A 16,902-nucleotide genomic window follows, 5' to 3' on the forward strand; every position below is an offset into this window, starting at 1 on the left:
GAATCTATCTTGAAGTAAATCAATTAACCTTTTTTATTATCTTCATTCTTTATTTGGAATTGAATTATGAAAGAAAATTTAGAATTAGATTTAGCATGGAAGTTTGTAAACAATACTAATAGAAATGTCTTTTTAACAGGAAAGGCTGGTACTGGTAAAACCACCTTCTTACATAAACTAAAACTTCAGGGAAATAAACGAATGGTCATTGTTGCTCCTACAGGAGTAGCTGCCATAAATGCTAAAGGTGTTACAATTCATTCTTTTTTTCAAATGCCGTTTGGACCTATTTTACCAAATGATGAAATGTCTTCATCAAGTTTCAAACGAAAATTCAGCAAAACTAAAATAGATATAATTAAGTCTTTAGACTTATTGGTCATTGACGAGATTAGTATGGTTAGAGCTGATTTACTAGATGGTATAGATCAAACCTTAAGACGCTATAAGGATAGAAATAAAGTATTTGGCGGCGTACAGTTGTTAATGATTGGTGATTTACAACAATTGTCTCCAGTGATAAAGGATCATGAGTGGAGACTTCTAAAGCCCTTCTATAAGAATGCATTCTTTTTTAGTAGTATATCTTACCAAAATAGTAATCCTATTACTATAGAACTAAAACATATTTATAGACAAGAAAATCCGCTGTTTATTAATATTTTGAATGAAATCAGGAATAATAATTTAAGCATTGCTTTAGCCGAAGAATTAAATAAACGGTTTTCACCAGATTTTGAACCCAATGAAGATGATGGGTATGTGTCCCTAACCACACATAATAATAAAGCACGACAAACTAATTTGGTAGAGTTAGATAAGTTGAAAGGTAAAACATGGACATATAAAGCCATTATTGAAGGAAATTTTCCAGAACATTCTTTTCCTAATAAAGAAACATTAGAGTTAAAAGTTGGAGCACAGGTTATGTTTATTAAAAATGATAGCTCTCAAGAGAAACGATACTTTAATGGTAAAATAGGTAAGGTGCTATTATTAGAAAAGGATGAAGTTATTGTACACTGTCCGGATGACGATTTTAATATCACTACAAAATTAGAAACTTGGGAAAATATAAAATATACTGTTGATGCTGATACCAAAGCTATCTCTGAAGATAAAATAGGTAGTTTTACACAAATTCCATTGCGCTTAGCTTGGTCTATTACAATTCATAAAAGTCAGGGATTAACTTTTGAAAAAGCAATTATTGATGCTCAGGGAGCTTTTGCTCACGGACAAACTTATGTGGCATTGAGTCGTTGTAAATCATTAGAAGGTTTGGTTTTAAAAAGTAAAATTGAATCGAATCAAATAATTAGTGATTATAATGTTATTGAATTTAATAAGAAAGTAGAAGAAAATCAACCTAATGATTCTATTTTATTGGAATCAAAACGTAATTATCAATTAGATTTAATTTCAGAAGTATTCAATTTTTATGGCTTTATCTATCCCGCTAATCGTGTTTTAGATATTTATTATAAAAACAGAGGTAGTATTGAAGGTACAATAGAAGCTCCGATTATTACAATTAAAGATAGTGTAACAAATCTTCTTAAAATAAGTAATGGTTTTAAATCACAATTACAAACTTTAGTCAACCTTAAAGATATTCCTGAGCTGAGCGATGTGGTGCAACAACGGTTTAAAAAAGCCTTGGGTTATTTTAAAGATCAAACGACTTCAACTATAGAAGCCCCTTTAAAAGAGTTAAATTTTTCTACTGATAACAAAGCCATTCAAAAAGATATTGTTAAGCAATTAGATACTTTAGAGGAACTATTAGAAGCTAAGCTTTCTTACTTTGAAGGTTTAACTGATGGTTTCAATACAGATACATTTTTAAACTTAAGAGCAAAATCAGTATTCTTAGGTAAAGAAAAGCCAAAGAAACAGCGTAAAACAATTATAGATGGTACAACTAATGTTGAACTGTTTGAATTATTACGAGAATTAAGAAATCAAATTGCTAAACGTGAAGGCTTAGTTCATTTTCAAATTTTTACACAAAAATCGTTATATGCCATGTGTGAATTACTACCAACTTCTAAACAAGAATTGAAAGAGGTTCATGGTATGGGTAAAACGAGAATTGAAAAATATGGGGCAGACATATTAAAAGTTATAACGGATTATTGTAATGAAAATGATATTGAAACTTCTAACGATCATTCTGTATTTGATGAATTAAAACCTAAAAAACGAAAAGGGGATACCAAGAAAATATCTTTAGATTTATTTAAATCGGGAAAATCAATTGATCAAATTGCCTTAGAACGTGAATTAAATTCTAGTACTATATTTGGACATCTAGCGGATTTTATTGCTTCAGGTGAAGTGAAAATTACGGATTTAATGTCTTCAACACATTATAAAGAATTAAAAGCGATTATCCCAACTCTTACTTTCGAAAACCTTTCAGATTTAAAACATCAAATAGATGATAAATATTCTTATGGAGAATTACGATTGGTCCTTCAAGAATTAAAATCATAATTATTATACTTTTCTAGGTTATAGGTTAATGATAATAATATAGATGCTATGTCCAGATTTCACTCAATGGCATAAAAAAAAGCTTCGTTATCGAAGCTTTTTTGTAAAAGAAGACTAACTCTTTTATTCTATGATTTAATAATTTTAGCAACAGAACGTTTATTCGTGTTTTGTTCTATTATGTGGAGTAAATACATCCCTTTAGGATAATTTGAAAAATCCATTTTTTCAAGTCTACTATTCGTTGTTGTATGAATGAGTTTTTTTCCATGTATATCAAACAGTTGTAATGAATAGTTTACATCTGTATGAAATTGAACATTTAATATCGTATGTGTTGGGTTAGGAAAAACCTTAAAATTTGTATGGTCTAAATTTTCTACAGATAAACTACTGTCTACATTAAAGAGTTCAAATATGTAAGCAGACCAGTTATTATCCATATTCTTTACTCTAAGATATAAATAATGAATGCCATCGGTCATATCTTCAGGAACGGGTATGGCAAAAGTTTCATTAATTGTAAAACCTTCGGTTATTGGAATTGATGCACCATTACCAATGCCTGGATCAGTATCAAAAAAGTATTCTGCAGCTGTTATAGGTGATGAAACAACATTAGAGATGGTTTGAATATAAAAGTAATCTCTGTAGAACAAACCCCAATTATGGTCTAAATCCTTTACACGTATATGTAATACATGCAAGCCATTATCGAGACCTGCAGTTGGAATATTAAAGGTGTCATTGAGTGTTTGATCAGCTGTAATAGATAAGGAAGTGCCATTGCCAACACCAGGATCGGTATCGATAAAGTATTCAGCTTCACTTAAGTTTGAGCCTACAGGAGGAATTTCTATAGTATGTATATAAAAATAATCACGATAATACATACTCCATATATCGTTAGTACCTTTAACTCGGATATGGAGTACATGCAATCCATTGCTTAATCCATTGGTTGGTATACTAAAGTTTGAACTAATAGTATTGCCAGAAGTAACTGCTAATTCATTGGCATTCCCAACACCAGGATCTAGGTCTATAAAATATTCGGCATCTGTAATCTGGCTCCAGCCATTACAAAATGCGCCTATAGTGCAAATCAGGATGAGTAAAATACGTTTCATTACTATTGTTTTTGTGTTGCAGTAAAGTCTACATTAAGTGTTTGTCCTGGAGCAACAACACTATTTGTAATGGTGATACTTTCCGCATATGGAGTAAGATTAGGTCTACCATCGGGATCAAACGCAAAGTTATTTCCATAAAGACCTATATCTGTTCCATCGCTTCCTGCATTGATTCCTGGTGATCCACTAGCTAAATTAAAGTCGTTAATATAAAAATCAGTTACAGATTCAAATGGCACGTTTTCAAATAAGGGATTGGTATTATCTAAATTATTGCTTCCTGATAACGGACTAATAGTAGCACCGTAATAGCTGTAGGTTATATTACTTACAAATGTTATTGTAGAACTATATATGCCTATTTCTGTTAGAGTCCCTGTAGATAAGAAAATATTGTTATTCACTAATGTGTTAGAGCAATAAGAGAAAAATGTTTCAGAACTAAATGTAGTAAGAAATATATTATTTGTAACGATTGAAGTATTATTGAGATTAGTAATGGAACCTCTTAAAAAATTATTCTTTATCTGCCAATTGTTAGTCCCTGTTTGAGAGTTTATATTTGTGCTAGTACTTGAAAAATAATTGCCTTCAATAATCCATCCATCACTAAGGTTATCAGTAGTAGATCCGGTAACATTAGATCTAATACGATTGTTAATAATGTGCATATTGGTTTGATCGGGACTAGTACTGGATGTACCGCACTTTATATTGTTAATTGATAAACCTTTTATTTGTGAACCAGCTGAATTATTAATAAACGTAATGGTATTAAGGCTAGCGATTTCGTCTCCAGTAACATCAGAGTTGTGACCAAGCCCCATAATAGTGAGCGTTTTATCAATAGTTATAGACTCATAAGAATTAGGAGAAGGGTGCACTTGAATTATATCTCCTGTACTAGCTGTATTTATAGCAGTTTGCAAATCTGTAAATTGGGCTCCAGATTGATCTCGGTTGTCAACGGTGTGAATCGTTTGGGAAAAGCCAAATAGATTCAGTAATGTGCATAAAATAGTAATTTTTAAAGTTTTCATAATATGTATTTATTTAATTAATAAATGTGTGATATGTTTTTTTTAAGTCGGGTTAAAAGTGTCTTTTTAGTAGTGTATTTGTTTTTATAAAGTGTCAATTGTTGCTGTACGCATTATACTCAAACTCTCCATCTACAATGTAAGTTTCTTCAATTTCATCGCCATTGATATTGACTTTATCAACAGCAATTCCTTGGAAAGATCCCTTTATACTAGTAACATAAATATCATTATGTTCAATTTGCAGAACTTCTACAGAAATAGATTTGGCTTCTAGACCTAATTCTAAATCATTAAATCCAAAAAGTAAATCGAAATCTGTATGGCCATCTAATACTTCAGTCAAACCTGTTCTTGCAGGAATACTTAATGATGCATTAATAGATTGATTGATATCGTTATAAACGATTACGGCCTTCTTTAAGGTTTGAGAATTGCTCTCAGGAAAAATATTGGCTACAGCAATTACGCTTGGATTACTGATATTATCAGTCACAATATTGAACGTATCGTTTACTTGATTGCCAGTGACACTATAATTGATATAAATAAGTTGTTGTGGAGTATCATTAGAATCATCATTATTTTTACTGCAAGACATCGTAATTAACGATAAGAGCAATAAGAGTTTTATTGTAGGCAATATAGGCTTCATATGATACGATTTATAAATTAAACTTTACACCGTCTGCAATAACAAGCTGTCCACCATCTATTATAACGTATTTTATTTCTGCGAAAGGGGTGATGCTACTTCCGATGTTAAAATTGGCACCTGCGCCTAAGTTGAGACCGATACGACCATCACTACTAGAGAAATCACCTCCTAATCCAAAGCTGTTTTCGTATTTTACTTTAATACTAGAGTAGTTAAGACCTGCAATACCGTAAACATCAATGTTTTCTTCATCTAGAAAGTAATAGTTGGCATTGGCATTAACTTCAAACCAGTTTATTTTTATACCGCTTTCATCTTTAGGTAAATAATAAATAAACGATGGTGAAATGGTTAATTTTTCCATTATCGGAAACTCTGCATTGGCACCTAAACCTATAGTTTTAATTTCGGTACCATAACCTAATAGTGCTCCTATTTTTGTGTCTGATTGAGCTGACGCTGTAAGAGAAAATGTGATAATAACTATGGCTGTAATTAATATATGGATTTTTTTCATGATTGAATATTTAAGATTATTTTACAAGTTATTGTTAGGTATCGTGTATTCAAAGCTACCTGTGACAGAGTGTAGTAATTCTTCTGGCTCAGAAGTTGGACCGGTATAGGCTTTGTAATATGCCTGCCCTTCAAAACTCCCTTTAATATGTCCAAGTGTTAAAATTCCAAAATCATTATAGGTTTCTTCATATTCAGTAATTGTTAGACTAATATTTTTTGAAAGTAAATGAGTAAGTAAATCGTTATCACCATCATTATCACCATCATAGAAAGCATATAGTTCTCCAAACAAAAATTTCATATTAAAAATAGGCTCCTCTGTTATATTACCGGTTGATCCTGTTTCAATTTCACCAAGAGCAAATTCACCTATATTAGTAGGAAGTGTCATATAAATCTCCTTAAAATCATCACCAGGTAATGACCTTGCAAACACTAAACTTGCAACTTGTGTTGTTCCTTCATTATATACGTGTCCAAGTATCGTTATATTATCATTTTCAATTTCCTGAAATTCTGAAATAGTAAATGAGTGATTAACAGCACTACCTGTTATGCTGTAATACATATAATTACTTTGAGATTGTGGGTCGTCGTCATTAGTAATGTCATCACTACTTGAGCAGGTATGCAACATTGTGGGTACTATGACCGTCAATATGATTTTTATAAAATTTGTTTTCATAATGTAGTTTTGTTTATTAATTTTTAAATCCAGAGAGTAAATTCATTGATTGATAATCTTTTTTACTAATAGTTGTAGGTTTCTTGTCTAGAGATTTTGCTGTTATACTTATATTATTCTTAGATTTCTTTTTATCAATCATTTCCATTTCCATAATTAAACCATTAGAGAATTGGGATAGAATTTTGGGATCTATGTCTGGTAAATCCATGTTTTTTACGCCATTAAAGTTCATGAAATGACTAAGTTTTATAGGTGCTTCTATAGTATGGTACATTTTTATAATATACTTGTCGTCTTCAAGCTGTAGGCCTTTGCAATTGTAGTTTAATATGGTTTTTGAAGCTAAATCTGTAATTTTAAAATTTGGTTTGTCATTAGTATTTTTAAGTTCTGGAATAGGATACATTTGAAAAAAATTATGGCCTTGAGTCTCCATAAACATGACCATAATATTAAGATTTGAATCAAATAACATGGTAGCATTACCTTTGTTTTTTGATTTGTTATCTACCATTTTTGTTGCTTGATAGTTTGCATTTTCTTTAATTAAGAAAGTCATATCTATGGCTTCTTTTTTTCTTGAAGCCATCAATATTTCGGTTTCAAGTTGCCAATCAAAATCATAAGAATCGGGTAACATTTTTGCAGTAACTTTGTTATTTTTTAATGCATTTCTGGCAGATTTTACTTGACCTTTTGAATTACTAGTATCATAATCATCCTCATCAATATCTTCAGTGTTTTTGTCTTTTTTAAAAGATCCCATTACTAATCCCATCATATCTTGGCCACGAGGTTTTACTTCTCTAGCTGGTGGCAGATTGACTTCTACAGGTGTGTATTCGTAAATAATTAGGCTTTCTCCAGGCGGCATCATGTCCATGTCAAAAGCATTCATAGACTGTTCTGTATCTGATTTATTAGTATATATTTCAATAAGACGATCGTTGTCATCAAAAATCACATAACTACCATCATAGCCAGGCTCGTTTAGAAATTCAAACTTTGTATAGCTTTTTCCTCTTAAGGATTGTTTACTTTCTTTAAAATCCTCATATCTAAAATGTTCGGGTTTGTATATAAAGGCAAATTCTACAAAACCATTAAACGGATTTGGGGTTATATTTTTATCCATTTGCTTTTGTGTGTTTGCCATAAATGGTTCTGGAGGTAGCTTTAGCATTTCTAACATCATGTTTGGCATCATCATTCCTTGACCTCCTGATGCTATTAGTGAAGATTTGTTGTAAGCATGTGCTTTGTCATTATAAGCATATATAAATCCTTCACTGTCTGTATAACCTGGTTTAGGTGTTTTGTTAGATTCTAATCGTACAGCGACTTCTTCTGCATCAAAATATTGTGTCTGATTGCTATTTCCATTTTCATGTATTTTAAGAACAACATCTTCCTTGTAGAAGTCTGTTTTATATTTGGTGTTAAGCTCTAGTGCAGAATTTGTTGATTCAGATTCGATTTGTTCTTCTGAATTTTTACGACTTCTTTTTTTAGACTTGTTTGTTGTTGTAGCATCATCTATGGTTTTTTCTGTTTTCTTTGAGACAACCTGATCAGTTTTTTTTAAAATGGTACGTTCGGCAGCTTGTTCTGCTTTTTTTCTTATCTTTTTTAAGATTTGAGCGTCTACATTTACGACCATGAAGAGGCTGAAAATCATTAATAGTATGTGTTTCGTTTTCATAATAAATGTGATTATAAATTGTTAAACCATTTTATATAATGTGTGCCTAAAAGGGGAACAGGTTTTTCTCTTTCGTTAATAGCATTTATAAATCCCATAATCCACATATAGAGTAAAACAAAGACACCAATGATGTTAATGAGCCAACCTAATATTGGTACAAGTCCAATGATGCCCAAAGCAAGACCTGTTATGGCTAAGCCTAAGGATTGGGTAATATGATATTTTGCAAAATCATCTTTTTTGTCATTGTTCATCACAAAAGCAATAATGAGTCCTATAATGGTTAAATAGGCAATGATGGCAATTGTTTTACCTTCTGAAGATGTTGTTTTTGTTTTTGCTGATTCCATAAGATTTGTTGTTTTTAAAATGTAACGTTTATGTTTCCTGAAATTGGAAAGTTCCTACCATACTCCATCATTCCACTGCCTTCTCCTTCAAAGGTCATCCGTAGTCCTTTAGGTGTGATTTTAGAAATATTGATGGTTCCTTTTCTAAATATGATGCGTTTATTCATTTGCTTAACATCTCTATCTTTATTAAAGAGGTTGAGATCAACAGTTTGTTTTTCTGAATTCACATTTGGAATGTTGTATGTTGCTGAGCCTTTTTGTAAAATATCTGTATGAAAGAGGTTAAAGTTGATTTGTAACGGATTATCATTATCCCTAAAAACAAGCAGAATTGAATCGTTTTGAAACTTGTTTTGTATTTGTGGTATTAATTGATTTTGCTTTATTTCAAATGATTTGTCTTCCATGGTGACTTGAATTGCAACATTTGAATCATTAGTACTGTAAGCAATACTATTTGTTTGAGTATTATTGTTGTTACAAGCTATGATTAAGCAAAAGGTGCTTATTGTTAGTATAAATTTTAATTGAGGTTTCATGTCTTAAAGTCTTTATTGTTTTACCGTAAATAGCTTTAGCATATTTTTTTGTTTTGGGCTAGGTACTTCGGCAATAAACGCATAGTTACCTGGCGTCAGATTTGTTGAAAAATAACCGGTGTTACCTGTTGGCATTTCTTGAATACCTCCTAAAAAAGTGACTCCTTTAGGAGAAGGTGATATAAAACCTTTTGGGTTGGTCCAATTCATCCAACGATCTAATTCTTCTAAATTGGCTTCGTTACTTAATTTGACTAAATGAATATCATGCCCTAAAAAGTGTTCATGTGCTTTTTGATCTGTAAATGTTACGGCAATAGTGTGCTGTCCTTTAGTGTATGACGTATTTGCTGTGATACCATTGGCACTAGATATATTGAGATCTATGGTTGGTCGTGGTTTTTCTATTACGCTCTTATGATTTGTAACACGTATTTCTTTAAACATACCCATCACAGAATGAAACTTACCATTGGGCATTTTTACATAACATTCCATTAAGTAGTTTCCTGGTTCTAAATATATAGTAGACTCCGAGGTTGTATTGGGCGAGGTTAAACCAATACCTCCAGTAAAAACAACGTTAAAAAACCAAGGAGGTAAATTACCAAAGGCGGCGAGACCTTCTTCTGTTTTTCCTTCATTAATCAAGGTCATGCCTTTATCAAATACAGGAAATACGTCTGCTTTTGTGTCGGCAGCACTTATGCCATCAGGATATTTTTCAAATACTATAAAGTGTGTTTCCTGAGATTGATTTTTGTAGCTGAATGTATTCCATCCAGAAGGAATAGAATCAACAGTTTGTATTTCCATGTTATTGGTTGTAATTTCTATAACTGGTTTTTTATCTGTTTTGCACCCGTAGCAGAGCAACAGTAATGGAAGTAAAAAATAATAGAATCGCTTTAAAATAGTATTCATGATTTCTTGATTTTTATAGATTTAACAACATTGCTATTAAGCACAACCTTTATAAAATAGTCTCCGCTTTTTAAGTGATCTAAATTGATATATATGTTTTCTGCTTTTTTATTAAGCGTATGTCCTTTTGTTATCATTTTGTATTTTTTCAAATAGACAAATCGATTATTAATAACTTTAATACTCTAAAATTAGATCGTTAACTGATAACGGGATTGCACTTATGTAACAAAGTATTGTACTTATGTAACATCGATTTTAAGTTGCTTGTTTTAAGGTGTTTGAGGCGAATTCGGTAGGGGTGCAATTGTAAATTGACTTAAAAGATTTTATAAAATAGGAAGACGTATTGAAACCCGTTTGGTAAGCAATTTCTGAAATTGTACTATCCGATTGTTCTAATAAACTAACCGCGACTTTCATACGTTCTTTTTTAATAAATTCTGTAGTAGATAAACCTGTAAGCGATTTCAGTTTTCTGTGTAGTTGCATTCTACTCATTAACATTAAATCACTTAATTGCTTTGATGTAAAATCGGGTTGTAGTATATTTTCTTTTACAGCTTCTTGTAGTTTTTGAAAAAAATGATCTTCTGTGTGAGAAACATTTATACCATGGAAGTCTAGAGCATTATTTTTACTGTAATATTTGTGGAGTGTATTTCTGTTAGCAACAATTTGTTGCACTCGTATTTTAAGTTTTTCTACATTAAAAGGTTTTGTGACGTATGCGTCAGCTCCAGATTTTAAACCTTGTATTTCATTTTTGTCACCAGATTTTGCCGTTAGTAGAATAATAGGTATGTGGCTTGTTTTTATATCTTCTTTTAAGGTGTTGCACATATCGATCCCATTTTTAATAGGCATCATTATATCACTAATGATAATATCTGGTATAAGTTTTATAGCTTTTTCTATACCTTCCTTACCATTACAAGCTTCATAAAGTTTATAGTCTTCTTTAAAAATAGAGTGAATAAAAGTTCTGATGTCGTTATCATCTTCAACGATTAATAAAATAGGTTTTTGATTATGTTCTATGTGTGCAGAATTTATGTGTTTTTCTGAATATTTAAGTTCTTCATGTGTTAGATCTAGAATTGGTTGCTGAGAAATTTCTGTAGTACCAAAATAGGAGAGCGCTAAAGGCAAAGTTACTGTGAACTGAATATCATCAGAATTCATAGTATGTGCTATAATATTACCATGAGATAAAACAGCTAACTCTTTTACTAAGGACAGTCCTATACCAACACCTTCGTTTAGCTTATTATTTTGGTAATAGCGCTGAAATAATTTTGGAAGTTCATCGTCTTTTAATTTATTCCCATTATTCACTATAGCAATTGTTATAAAGTTTTCATTTAAGTTAGCATCAAACGTAATTTTACCATTAATAGGGGTGTATTTTATCGCATTAGAAAGTAAGTTGGTAACGATTTTCTCTATAACATCAGGATCAAACCAAACATCATCCATCGTGTCAATATTGTAAGAGAATTTGATTTGTTTTTCTTGAGCGCTATACTCAAAAGCTTTAACTAACTGTTTTAGTAATATTGTAATATTACCTTGCGATACATTGAGCTTTAAATTTCCAGATTCTAATTTTGAAAGGTCTAATAATTGGTTGACTAAATTTAATAAGCGTTTTGAGTTTCTTTTAATAAGGTTCAATTGCTCCTTATCATCTTCGGAAATATTTGGTTTCGCTAATTGATTTTCAACAGGACCAGAAATTAGCGTTAATGGGGTTTTAAATTCGTGTGAGATATTATTGTAAAGTTTAGTTTTAAACTCATCTAATTTTTTGATTTTGTCTTTTTCAATTTCAATTAAATTAAACTTATATCCTAAACCTAAAGAAAAACAAAGCATTTCTAAGAAAACCCCTAGCTGCGATGCATTAAAATTATAGAAACCAAATAAATTATTGGCATGTACACCTTGGATATAAACAGCTGTTGAAGCAGAGTACATGCCTAAAATAGTTAGAGAAATAAGGCATATATTACTTACCAAGATGTAATACCTTAGTTTTGATTTAATGACAATAAAAGCTCTAATTACAGCATATACGGAATATAAATGAAGCGGAATAAAAATGTAAGATTGGTATTTAATAACGTTTTCTGAGTCTTTGGTTATAAGCAAATACAAAAAAGTCACTGTTGCTAGCACATACATGAGTACCGTAAACATGTCTACTTCTTTAGAAAATTTTGCATGGTGAGATTTTATTTCTGCAAAAACATTAATAAATTTCACATACAGACCTGTTAGCAAAAACAATAAGGGTAATAAGAAGCTAAATTCTAGGTCTACATTATCTGTAAATAATCTTAGCTCTAGCATTAAATCTATTTTTATAAAAAAATAGCCAGCAAATAGAAGAGAATAAATTCCATATAGTAAATAGTCTTTTTTCTTTACTTGAATATAAACTAATAACATATATAAGCCAATAAATACAAATGCACCTTGAAATAGGAACGTTGTTATAATAGCCTTTATAGCGTCTGTATTTTGAAAAATCTCATTCATTATCAGATTTCGTCTTTTAATAAAAAGAAAAGGGAAATAATGACTAACTCAGGATTATTTCAACTTACTTCCCTTTTCACAACTGATTAATAGCGCCTTAAATATTATTTAGTAATCTTGATAGATTTGATGACCTTATTATTTAGTAGAATTTCGAGCTGATAGTTTCCCTTTTTTAAATGGTCTATATTGAGATATATTTTATCATCTTTTGGTTTGTCCTTAATGGGATTTTCCATCTCAAAAAATTCTACTTAGTTAGTGTAGTTGTAAAATTATAGTGAAGCTTGAATACATCATATCAATTATGTTTCAAAACATATAACAGGTGTTTCATTGTGTTGAAAGATGTTTGTAATTAACTGATTAATTGCGATATAGTGCTTAAGAGATGTATTCTTTAGGAGTTGTCTTATACGTGTCCTTGAAACATTTTATAAAATAGGAAGGAGAATTAAAACCTATTTGATACGCAATTTCAGATACTGTAGCATCCGAATTTTTTAATAATTCGAGCGATAGTTTTAAACGTTGTGAACGAATAAATTCAGTGGTAGATAAACCAAAGATTGCTTTCATCTTTCTATGGAGTTGCGTTCTGCTCATTTGTAGTTTCTCACTAAACTTTTCACTAGTAAGGTTTGGATCCGTTAGGCATTCGTCTAAGACGTCTTTTATTTTTTGAAGAAAATCGTTTTCGGTAGAGGTAATGGAAAATTCTGGTGTAATGCTAAAATTTTTACTGAAGTGTTTTTGTAATTGTCGTCTGGTTTCGATTAAATTATCGACTGTCAACTTTAATTTTTCGCTATTAAAAGGTTTGGTAACGTAGGCATCAGCTCCAGTTTTTAAGCCTGTAATTTCATTAGCGTTACCTACTTTTGCCGTTAATAAGATGATTGGAATATGACTTGTAATTTCATCATATTTTAATGCATTACAGAGTTCAATGCCATCTTTCTTTGGCATCATAATGTCGCTTATAATAAGATCTGGCATGTGTTTGCGTGCTTTTTCTATACCAGATTCACCATTGGTCGCCTCAATTAAGTAGTAATTTTTTTTGAAATTAGAAACGATAAAAGCACGTATGTCTGGTTCATCTTCTACAACTAAAATTGTAGGTTTATCGGTAACTAAAATTTCTGAAGCCTCTTGTTCAGTCTCATTAAGAGTCTCTTTAGTGTTCTCAATGATTTCATCATTACTAAAGGCTTCTTTCTTAATGGGAAGTGTTACTGTAAATTGAATTTTATTGTCATCAATATTATTCGCAATAATACTCCCTTTAGACAAGTTGACTAAATCTCTAACCAATGCCAGGCCAACACCAACACCATCAGATAATTTGTTGTCTTGGTAGAATCGCTGAAACAGCTTACTCAAGTCTTTTCTGCCAACGCGATCGCTAGAATTTACTATAGATAAAACCAATACATCATCTTGAAGAATGACATCGAATATAATTTCACTTTCTTTTGGAGCATATTTTACAGCATTCGATAATAAGTTTGATGTTACCTTTTCAATAACATCTTTATCAAACCACACTTGTTTTATATCTTGAATATTGCTTTTTATCTTAATATTTTTCTGATTGGCTTTATACTGAAAAGCACTAACTATTTGTTTTAACAATACGGTTATGTTGCCCTTAGAGACTCTTAATTTTATTTGCCCCGAATCTAGCATTGAAAGGTCTAGCATCTGATCTACTAACAATACTAATCTGTCCGTATTTTGCTTTACTAGTTGTAGCTCTTTTTTATCGCTTTTAGAAAGTTCTGGTTTTGATAGTTGATTTTCTATAGGTCCAGAAATTAGGGTTAGTGGTGTTCTAAATTCGTGAGAAATATTCGTGTATAATTTGGTTTTAAATTCGTCTAACTTTTTAAGTCGTTTAGTTTCTTCGTGTTCAAACTGAAGTTGCATTTTCATTTGCCAACGCCATTTTAAATAATAATAAAGTGCAAATGCAGATAACAACCCTAAGATTACATAAATAATTTTTGCCAAATTAGTACCATACCAAGGTTTGTTAATGGTAAATGCATATGTTGCAGGTGTATTATTCCAAACACCGTCATAATTACTAGAGATAACTTTAAAAGTATAATCGTTAGGAGGAAGGTTGGTGTAATGTGCCGTATTACTATTGCCTGCATTTATCCATTTTTCATCGTAATTCACCAACTGATATTTATAAGAGTTACGCTCAGGTTGTGAAAAATGCAGGCTCGAAAACGTAAAAGTTATAGTGTTTTTATTGAATTTAAATGCTGCATTTTGTTGAAAGGGGTGGTCTACTGAATAAACTTCAAACTTTGTAATAATAGTTTTAGGTTTTATGGTGTTAAATGTTAATTGGTTTGGGTTAAACCAATTGAGGCCTTCTAATCCACCAAAATAAAGATTATCGTTTTTGTCTTTATAGTAGGCACCTGTATTAAATTCTAAAGCTTGTAACCCATCGTAATTGCTATAATTTTCAAATTTATTTTTAGTTTGATTGGTGAATTTACTAATGCCATTATTTGTACTTAACCATAAATTCCCATTGTTATCTGGTAAAATTCCATAAATAACATTGTTAGGTAAACCATCCGTTGTTGTAAACGTTTCAAAAGTATCGTTTTCAATATGATACTTTTTAAGACCTTTACCATTGGTACCTATCCAAAGAATACCATTGTGGTAGTACAAAGATTTTATCTTACTATTGATGGTTTTAATATTTACTACGCGATCTAAACCTGTATGTAACTTATACAGACCATTATCGTCACTTCCTATCCATAATTCACCATTGTCGCCATTGGTTACGGTTTTTATGTCGTTGGTTGTTAATAAAGAATTACTGGTATTAAATTGCTTAATAATTCCTTTATTTATGTCGAATAAAATCAGGCCGTTTCGTTCAGTACAAAGCCAACTTTGTTCATTGTTTTCTCTAACAATTTGCCAAATGGTATAATTGGCTAATTCTGGAAACGACTTATAGTTTCCGTTAATATCTCTAATATTTAGACCAAACCCTTGATGTCCAATCCATAAATTATTGTTATTGTTGAGTAGGCTAATAATTCTATCGCTAGCTAAAGGAGAATTATTGGCAGTGAATGTTTTATGTTCTTTAGTCTTAAAGTTAATGTAGGTTAGGCCTTTTCCGGAGGTGCCAATCCATATATTATCATCTTTATCAGTGCTAATACTTCTTACAACATCAACATTTACTGTTTTAGGAACTTGGTTATTGGTTAATACATTAAATTTTATAAGATGTGTATCGTAATAATTAGCACCAGCTCCATCAGTACCCAACCATATGATATTTGTTACGTCTTCATACAAACATAAGATGTCATTATATTGAATAGCAAATGGGTTGTCTTTGTTGGCTTTAAAGTTGGTGAGATTCTGGTTTGTTAGGTCAAGTTTATAAGCTCCATTTCCATAAGTCGCAATCCATAATCTGTTTTCTTTATCAATAAGAAGATCTTCAATATTTAAGTCTTCTGGAAGATCTTTATGCCGATATTTTACAAACAAATCTGTTTTTTTTTCTCTGTAATATAAACCTTGACCAAAAGTTCCCAACCAGATGTTGCCGCTCTTATCTTTTGCTAATGTGCTAAAGTTTGCGTTATTGTGAGAATCTATCAGGATTTCCTTATAAGATGTGTTCTGTTTAAATTCAAATACCGAACCAGATGCTGAAACAATTAAGGAATTATGGGTTTCAATAAAATCATAAATAGTTCTTTGTTTATCGTTTTCATTTAAAACCTGAAGCGTGTCTTTTGTTATTGCATCAATTTTAAATAAGCCGTCGCCATAAGTACCAACATAAGTGTTTAAATTTTTATCTTGAAATATAGAACTGACATTTTTGAAGGTTGAGATGTACTTAAAATCATCTGTTTTTGAGTTGTAAAGTTCTAGTTTTCCAGAATTAGTAATAATCCATAACTGATTTTGGTTATCATTATAAATCTTACCGAGCCTACTAAATGTTGGTCTAGTAATGTCTTCAAAATGTTTGTCGTAGTGTTTAAAACTTCTACCATTATATTTGTTCAGTCCATCTTGTGTTGCAAGCCATAAATAACCAACACTGTCTTGTGCAATGCTAATAACGCTGCTTTGAGATAAACCATCATTGATGGTTAGACTATCAAATGAAAATGGTTTTTCGTTTACAGATTCTTGAGCGTTTGCGAAAAATGAACAAGCAATCAATATACAAATAAAAAGGAAAAAATTAATTATTTTGTAAAGTAAGTAAACCATAAATTAAATG

13 protein-coding genes are annotated in these 16,902 nt (G+C 31.0%); 1 reads left to right on the forward strand and 12 read right to left on the reverse strand.

Features of this window, described 5'->3' with window-relative positions:
- Positions 1-66: 66 nt before the first annotated feature.
- On the forward strand, positions 67-2,499 hold the full coding sequence (locus KO504_RS12855) for a helix-turn-helix domain-containing protein (protein ID WP_215927508.1): 2,433 nt from the start codon (positions 67-69) through the stop codon (positions 2,497-2,499).
- A gap of 128 nt (positions 2,500-2,627) precedes the next feature.
- On the opposite strand, the gene KO504_RS12860 is transcribed toward KO504_RS12855, so the two are convergent.
- From KO504_RS12860 to KO504_RS12910, 12 genes are all read right to left on the reverse strand, one after another.
- Positions 2,628-3,629, reverse strand: a complete 1,002-nt coding sequence (locus tag KO504_RS12860; RefSeq protein WP_215927510.1) for a T9SS type A sorting domain-containing protein — start codon at positions 3,627-3,629, stop codon at positions 2,628-2,630.
- Between the two features lie 2 nt (positions 3,630-3,631).
- Positions 3,632-4,672: a hypothetical protein gene (locus tag KO504_RS12865; RefSeq protein ID WP_215927512.1), complete on the reverse strand. Its 1,041-nt coding sequence runs from the start codon at positions 4,670-4,672 to the stop codon at positions 3,632-3,634.
- A gap of 94 nt (positions 4,673-4,766) precedes the next feature.
- Entirely contained in the window at positions 4,767-5,327 is a 561-nt protein-coding gene (locus tag KO504_RS12870) for a hypothetical protein (RefSeq protein ID WP_215927514.1), read from the reverse strand.
- A 10-nt stretch (positions 5,328-5,337) separates the two neighbouring features.
- The gene (locus KO504_RS12875; RefSeq protein ID WP_215927516.1) at positions 5,338-5,847 is read right to left on the reverse strand and encodes an outer membrane protein; all 510 of its coding nucleotides are present in this window, start codon (positions 5,845-5,847) and stop codon (positions 5,338-5,340) included.
- A 21-nt stretch (positions 5,848-5,868) separates the two neighbouring features.
- Entirely contained in the window at positions 5,869-6,534 is a 666-nt protein-coding gene (locus tag KO504_RS12880) for a hypothetical protein (protein WP_215927518.1), read from the reverse strand.
- Positions 6,535-6,550: 16 nt separating this feature from the next.
- Positions 6,551-8,239 carry a hypothetical protein gene (locus KO504_RS12885; RefSeq protein WP_215927519.1) on the reverse strand — a complete coding sequence of 563 codons (1,689 nt, stop codon included), beginning with the start codon at positions 8,237-8,239 and terminating at the stop codon, positions 6,551-6,553.
- Positions 8,240-8,250: 11 nt separating this feature from the next.
- Entirely contained in the window at positions 8,251-8,592 is a 342-nt protein-coding gene (locus tag KO504_RS12890) for a DUF4870 domain-containing protein (protein WP_215927521.1), read from the reverse strand.
- 14 nt (positions 8,593-8,606) lie between these two features.
- Positions 8,607-9,134: a hypothetical protein gene (locus KO504_RS12895; protein ID WP_215927523.1), complete on the reverse strand. Its 528-nt coding sequence runs from the start codon at positions 9,132-9,134 to the stop codon at positions 8,607-8,609.
- Between the two features lie 12 nt (positions 9,135-9,146).
- Positions 9,147-9,950, reverse strand: coding sequence for a hypothetical protein (locus KO504_RS12900; protein WP_252723690.1), 804 nt, complete (start codon positions 9,948-9,950; stop codon positions 9,147-9,149).
- A 366-nt stretch (positions 9,951-10,316) separates the two neighbouring features.
- Complete coding sequence (locus KO504_RS12905; protein ID WP_215927527.1) at positions 10,317-12,602, reverse strand: response regulator; 2,286 nt, start codon at positions 12,600-12,602, stop codon at positions 10,317-10,319.
- Between the two features lie 104 nt (positions 12,603-12,706).
- A complete protein-coding gene (locus tag KO504_RS17405; protein ID WP_289846251.1) occupies positions 12,707-12,841 on the reverse strand; it encodes a hypothetical protein in 135 nt (44 codons plus the stop codon).
- Between the two features lie 145 nt (positions 12,842-12,986).
- Positions 12,987-16,892: a hybrid sensor histidine kinase/response regulator transcription factor gene (locus KO504_RS12910; protein WP_215927529.1), complete on the reverse strand. Its 3,906-nt coding sequence runs from the start codon at positions 16,890-16,892 to the stop codon at positions 12,987-12,989.
- Positions 16,893-16,902: the final 10 nt, after the last annotated feature.

Origin of the sequence: Winogradskyella psychrotolerans, assembly GCF_018860565.1 — a bacterium.
GTDB classification, from domain to species: domain Bacteria; phylum Bacteroidota; class Bacteroidia; order Flavobacteriales; family Flavobacteriaceae; genus Winogradskyella; species Winogradskyella damuponensis.

Coding starts and splice junctions, on each gene's coding strand:
- KO504_RS12855 (WP_215927508.1), top strand. CDS start 67: ATGAAAGAAAATTTAGAATTAGATTTAGCATGGAAGTTTGTAAACAAT.
- KO504_RS12895 (WP_215927523.1), bottom strand. CDS start 9,134: ATGAAACCTCAATTAAAATTTATACTAACAATAAGCACCTTTTGCTTA.
- KO504_RS12860 (WP_215927510.1), bottom strand. CDS start 3,629: ATGAAACGTATTTTACTCATCCTGATTTGCACTATAGGCGCATTTTGT.
- KO504_RS12875 (WP_215927516.1), bottom strand. CDS start 5,847: ATGAAAAAAATCCATATATTAATTACAGCCATAGTTATTATCACATTT.
- KO504_RS12890 (WP_215927521.1), bottom strand. CDS start 8,592: ATGGAATCAGCAAAAACAAAAACAACATCTTCAGAAGGTAAAACAATT.
- KO504_RS12905 (WP_215927527.1), bottom strand. CDS start 12,602: ATGAATGAGATTTTTCAAAATACAGACGCTATAAAGGCTATTATAACA.
- KO504_RS12880 (WP_215927518.1), bottom strand. CDS start 6,534: ATGAAAACAAATTTTATAAAAATCATATTGACGGTCATAGTACCCACA.
- KO504_RS12865 (WP_215927512.1), bottom strand. CDS start 4,672: ATGAAAACTTTAAAAATTACTATTTTATGCACATTACTGAATCTATTT.
- KO504_RS12885 (WP_215927519.1), bottom strand. CDS start 8,239: ATGAAAACGAAACACATACTATTAATGATTTTCAGCCTCTTCATGGTC.
- KO504_RS12870 (WP_215927514.1), bottom strand. CDS start 5,327: ATGAAGCCTATATTGCCTACAATAAAACTCTTATTGCTCTTATCGTTA.
- KO504_RS12910 (WP_215927529.1), bottom strand. CDS start 16,892: ATGGTTTACTTACTTTACAAAATAATTAATTTTTTCCTTTTTATTTGT.
- KO504_RS17405 (WP_289846251.1), bottom strand. CDS start 12,841: ATGGAAAATCCCATTAAGGACAAACCAAAAGATGATAAAATATATCTC.
- KO504_RS12900 (WP_252723690.1), bottom strand. CDS start 9,950: ATGGAAATACAAACTGTTGATTCTATTCCTTCTGGATGGAATACATTC.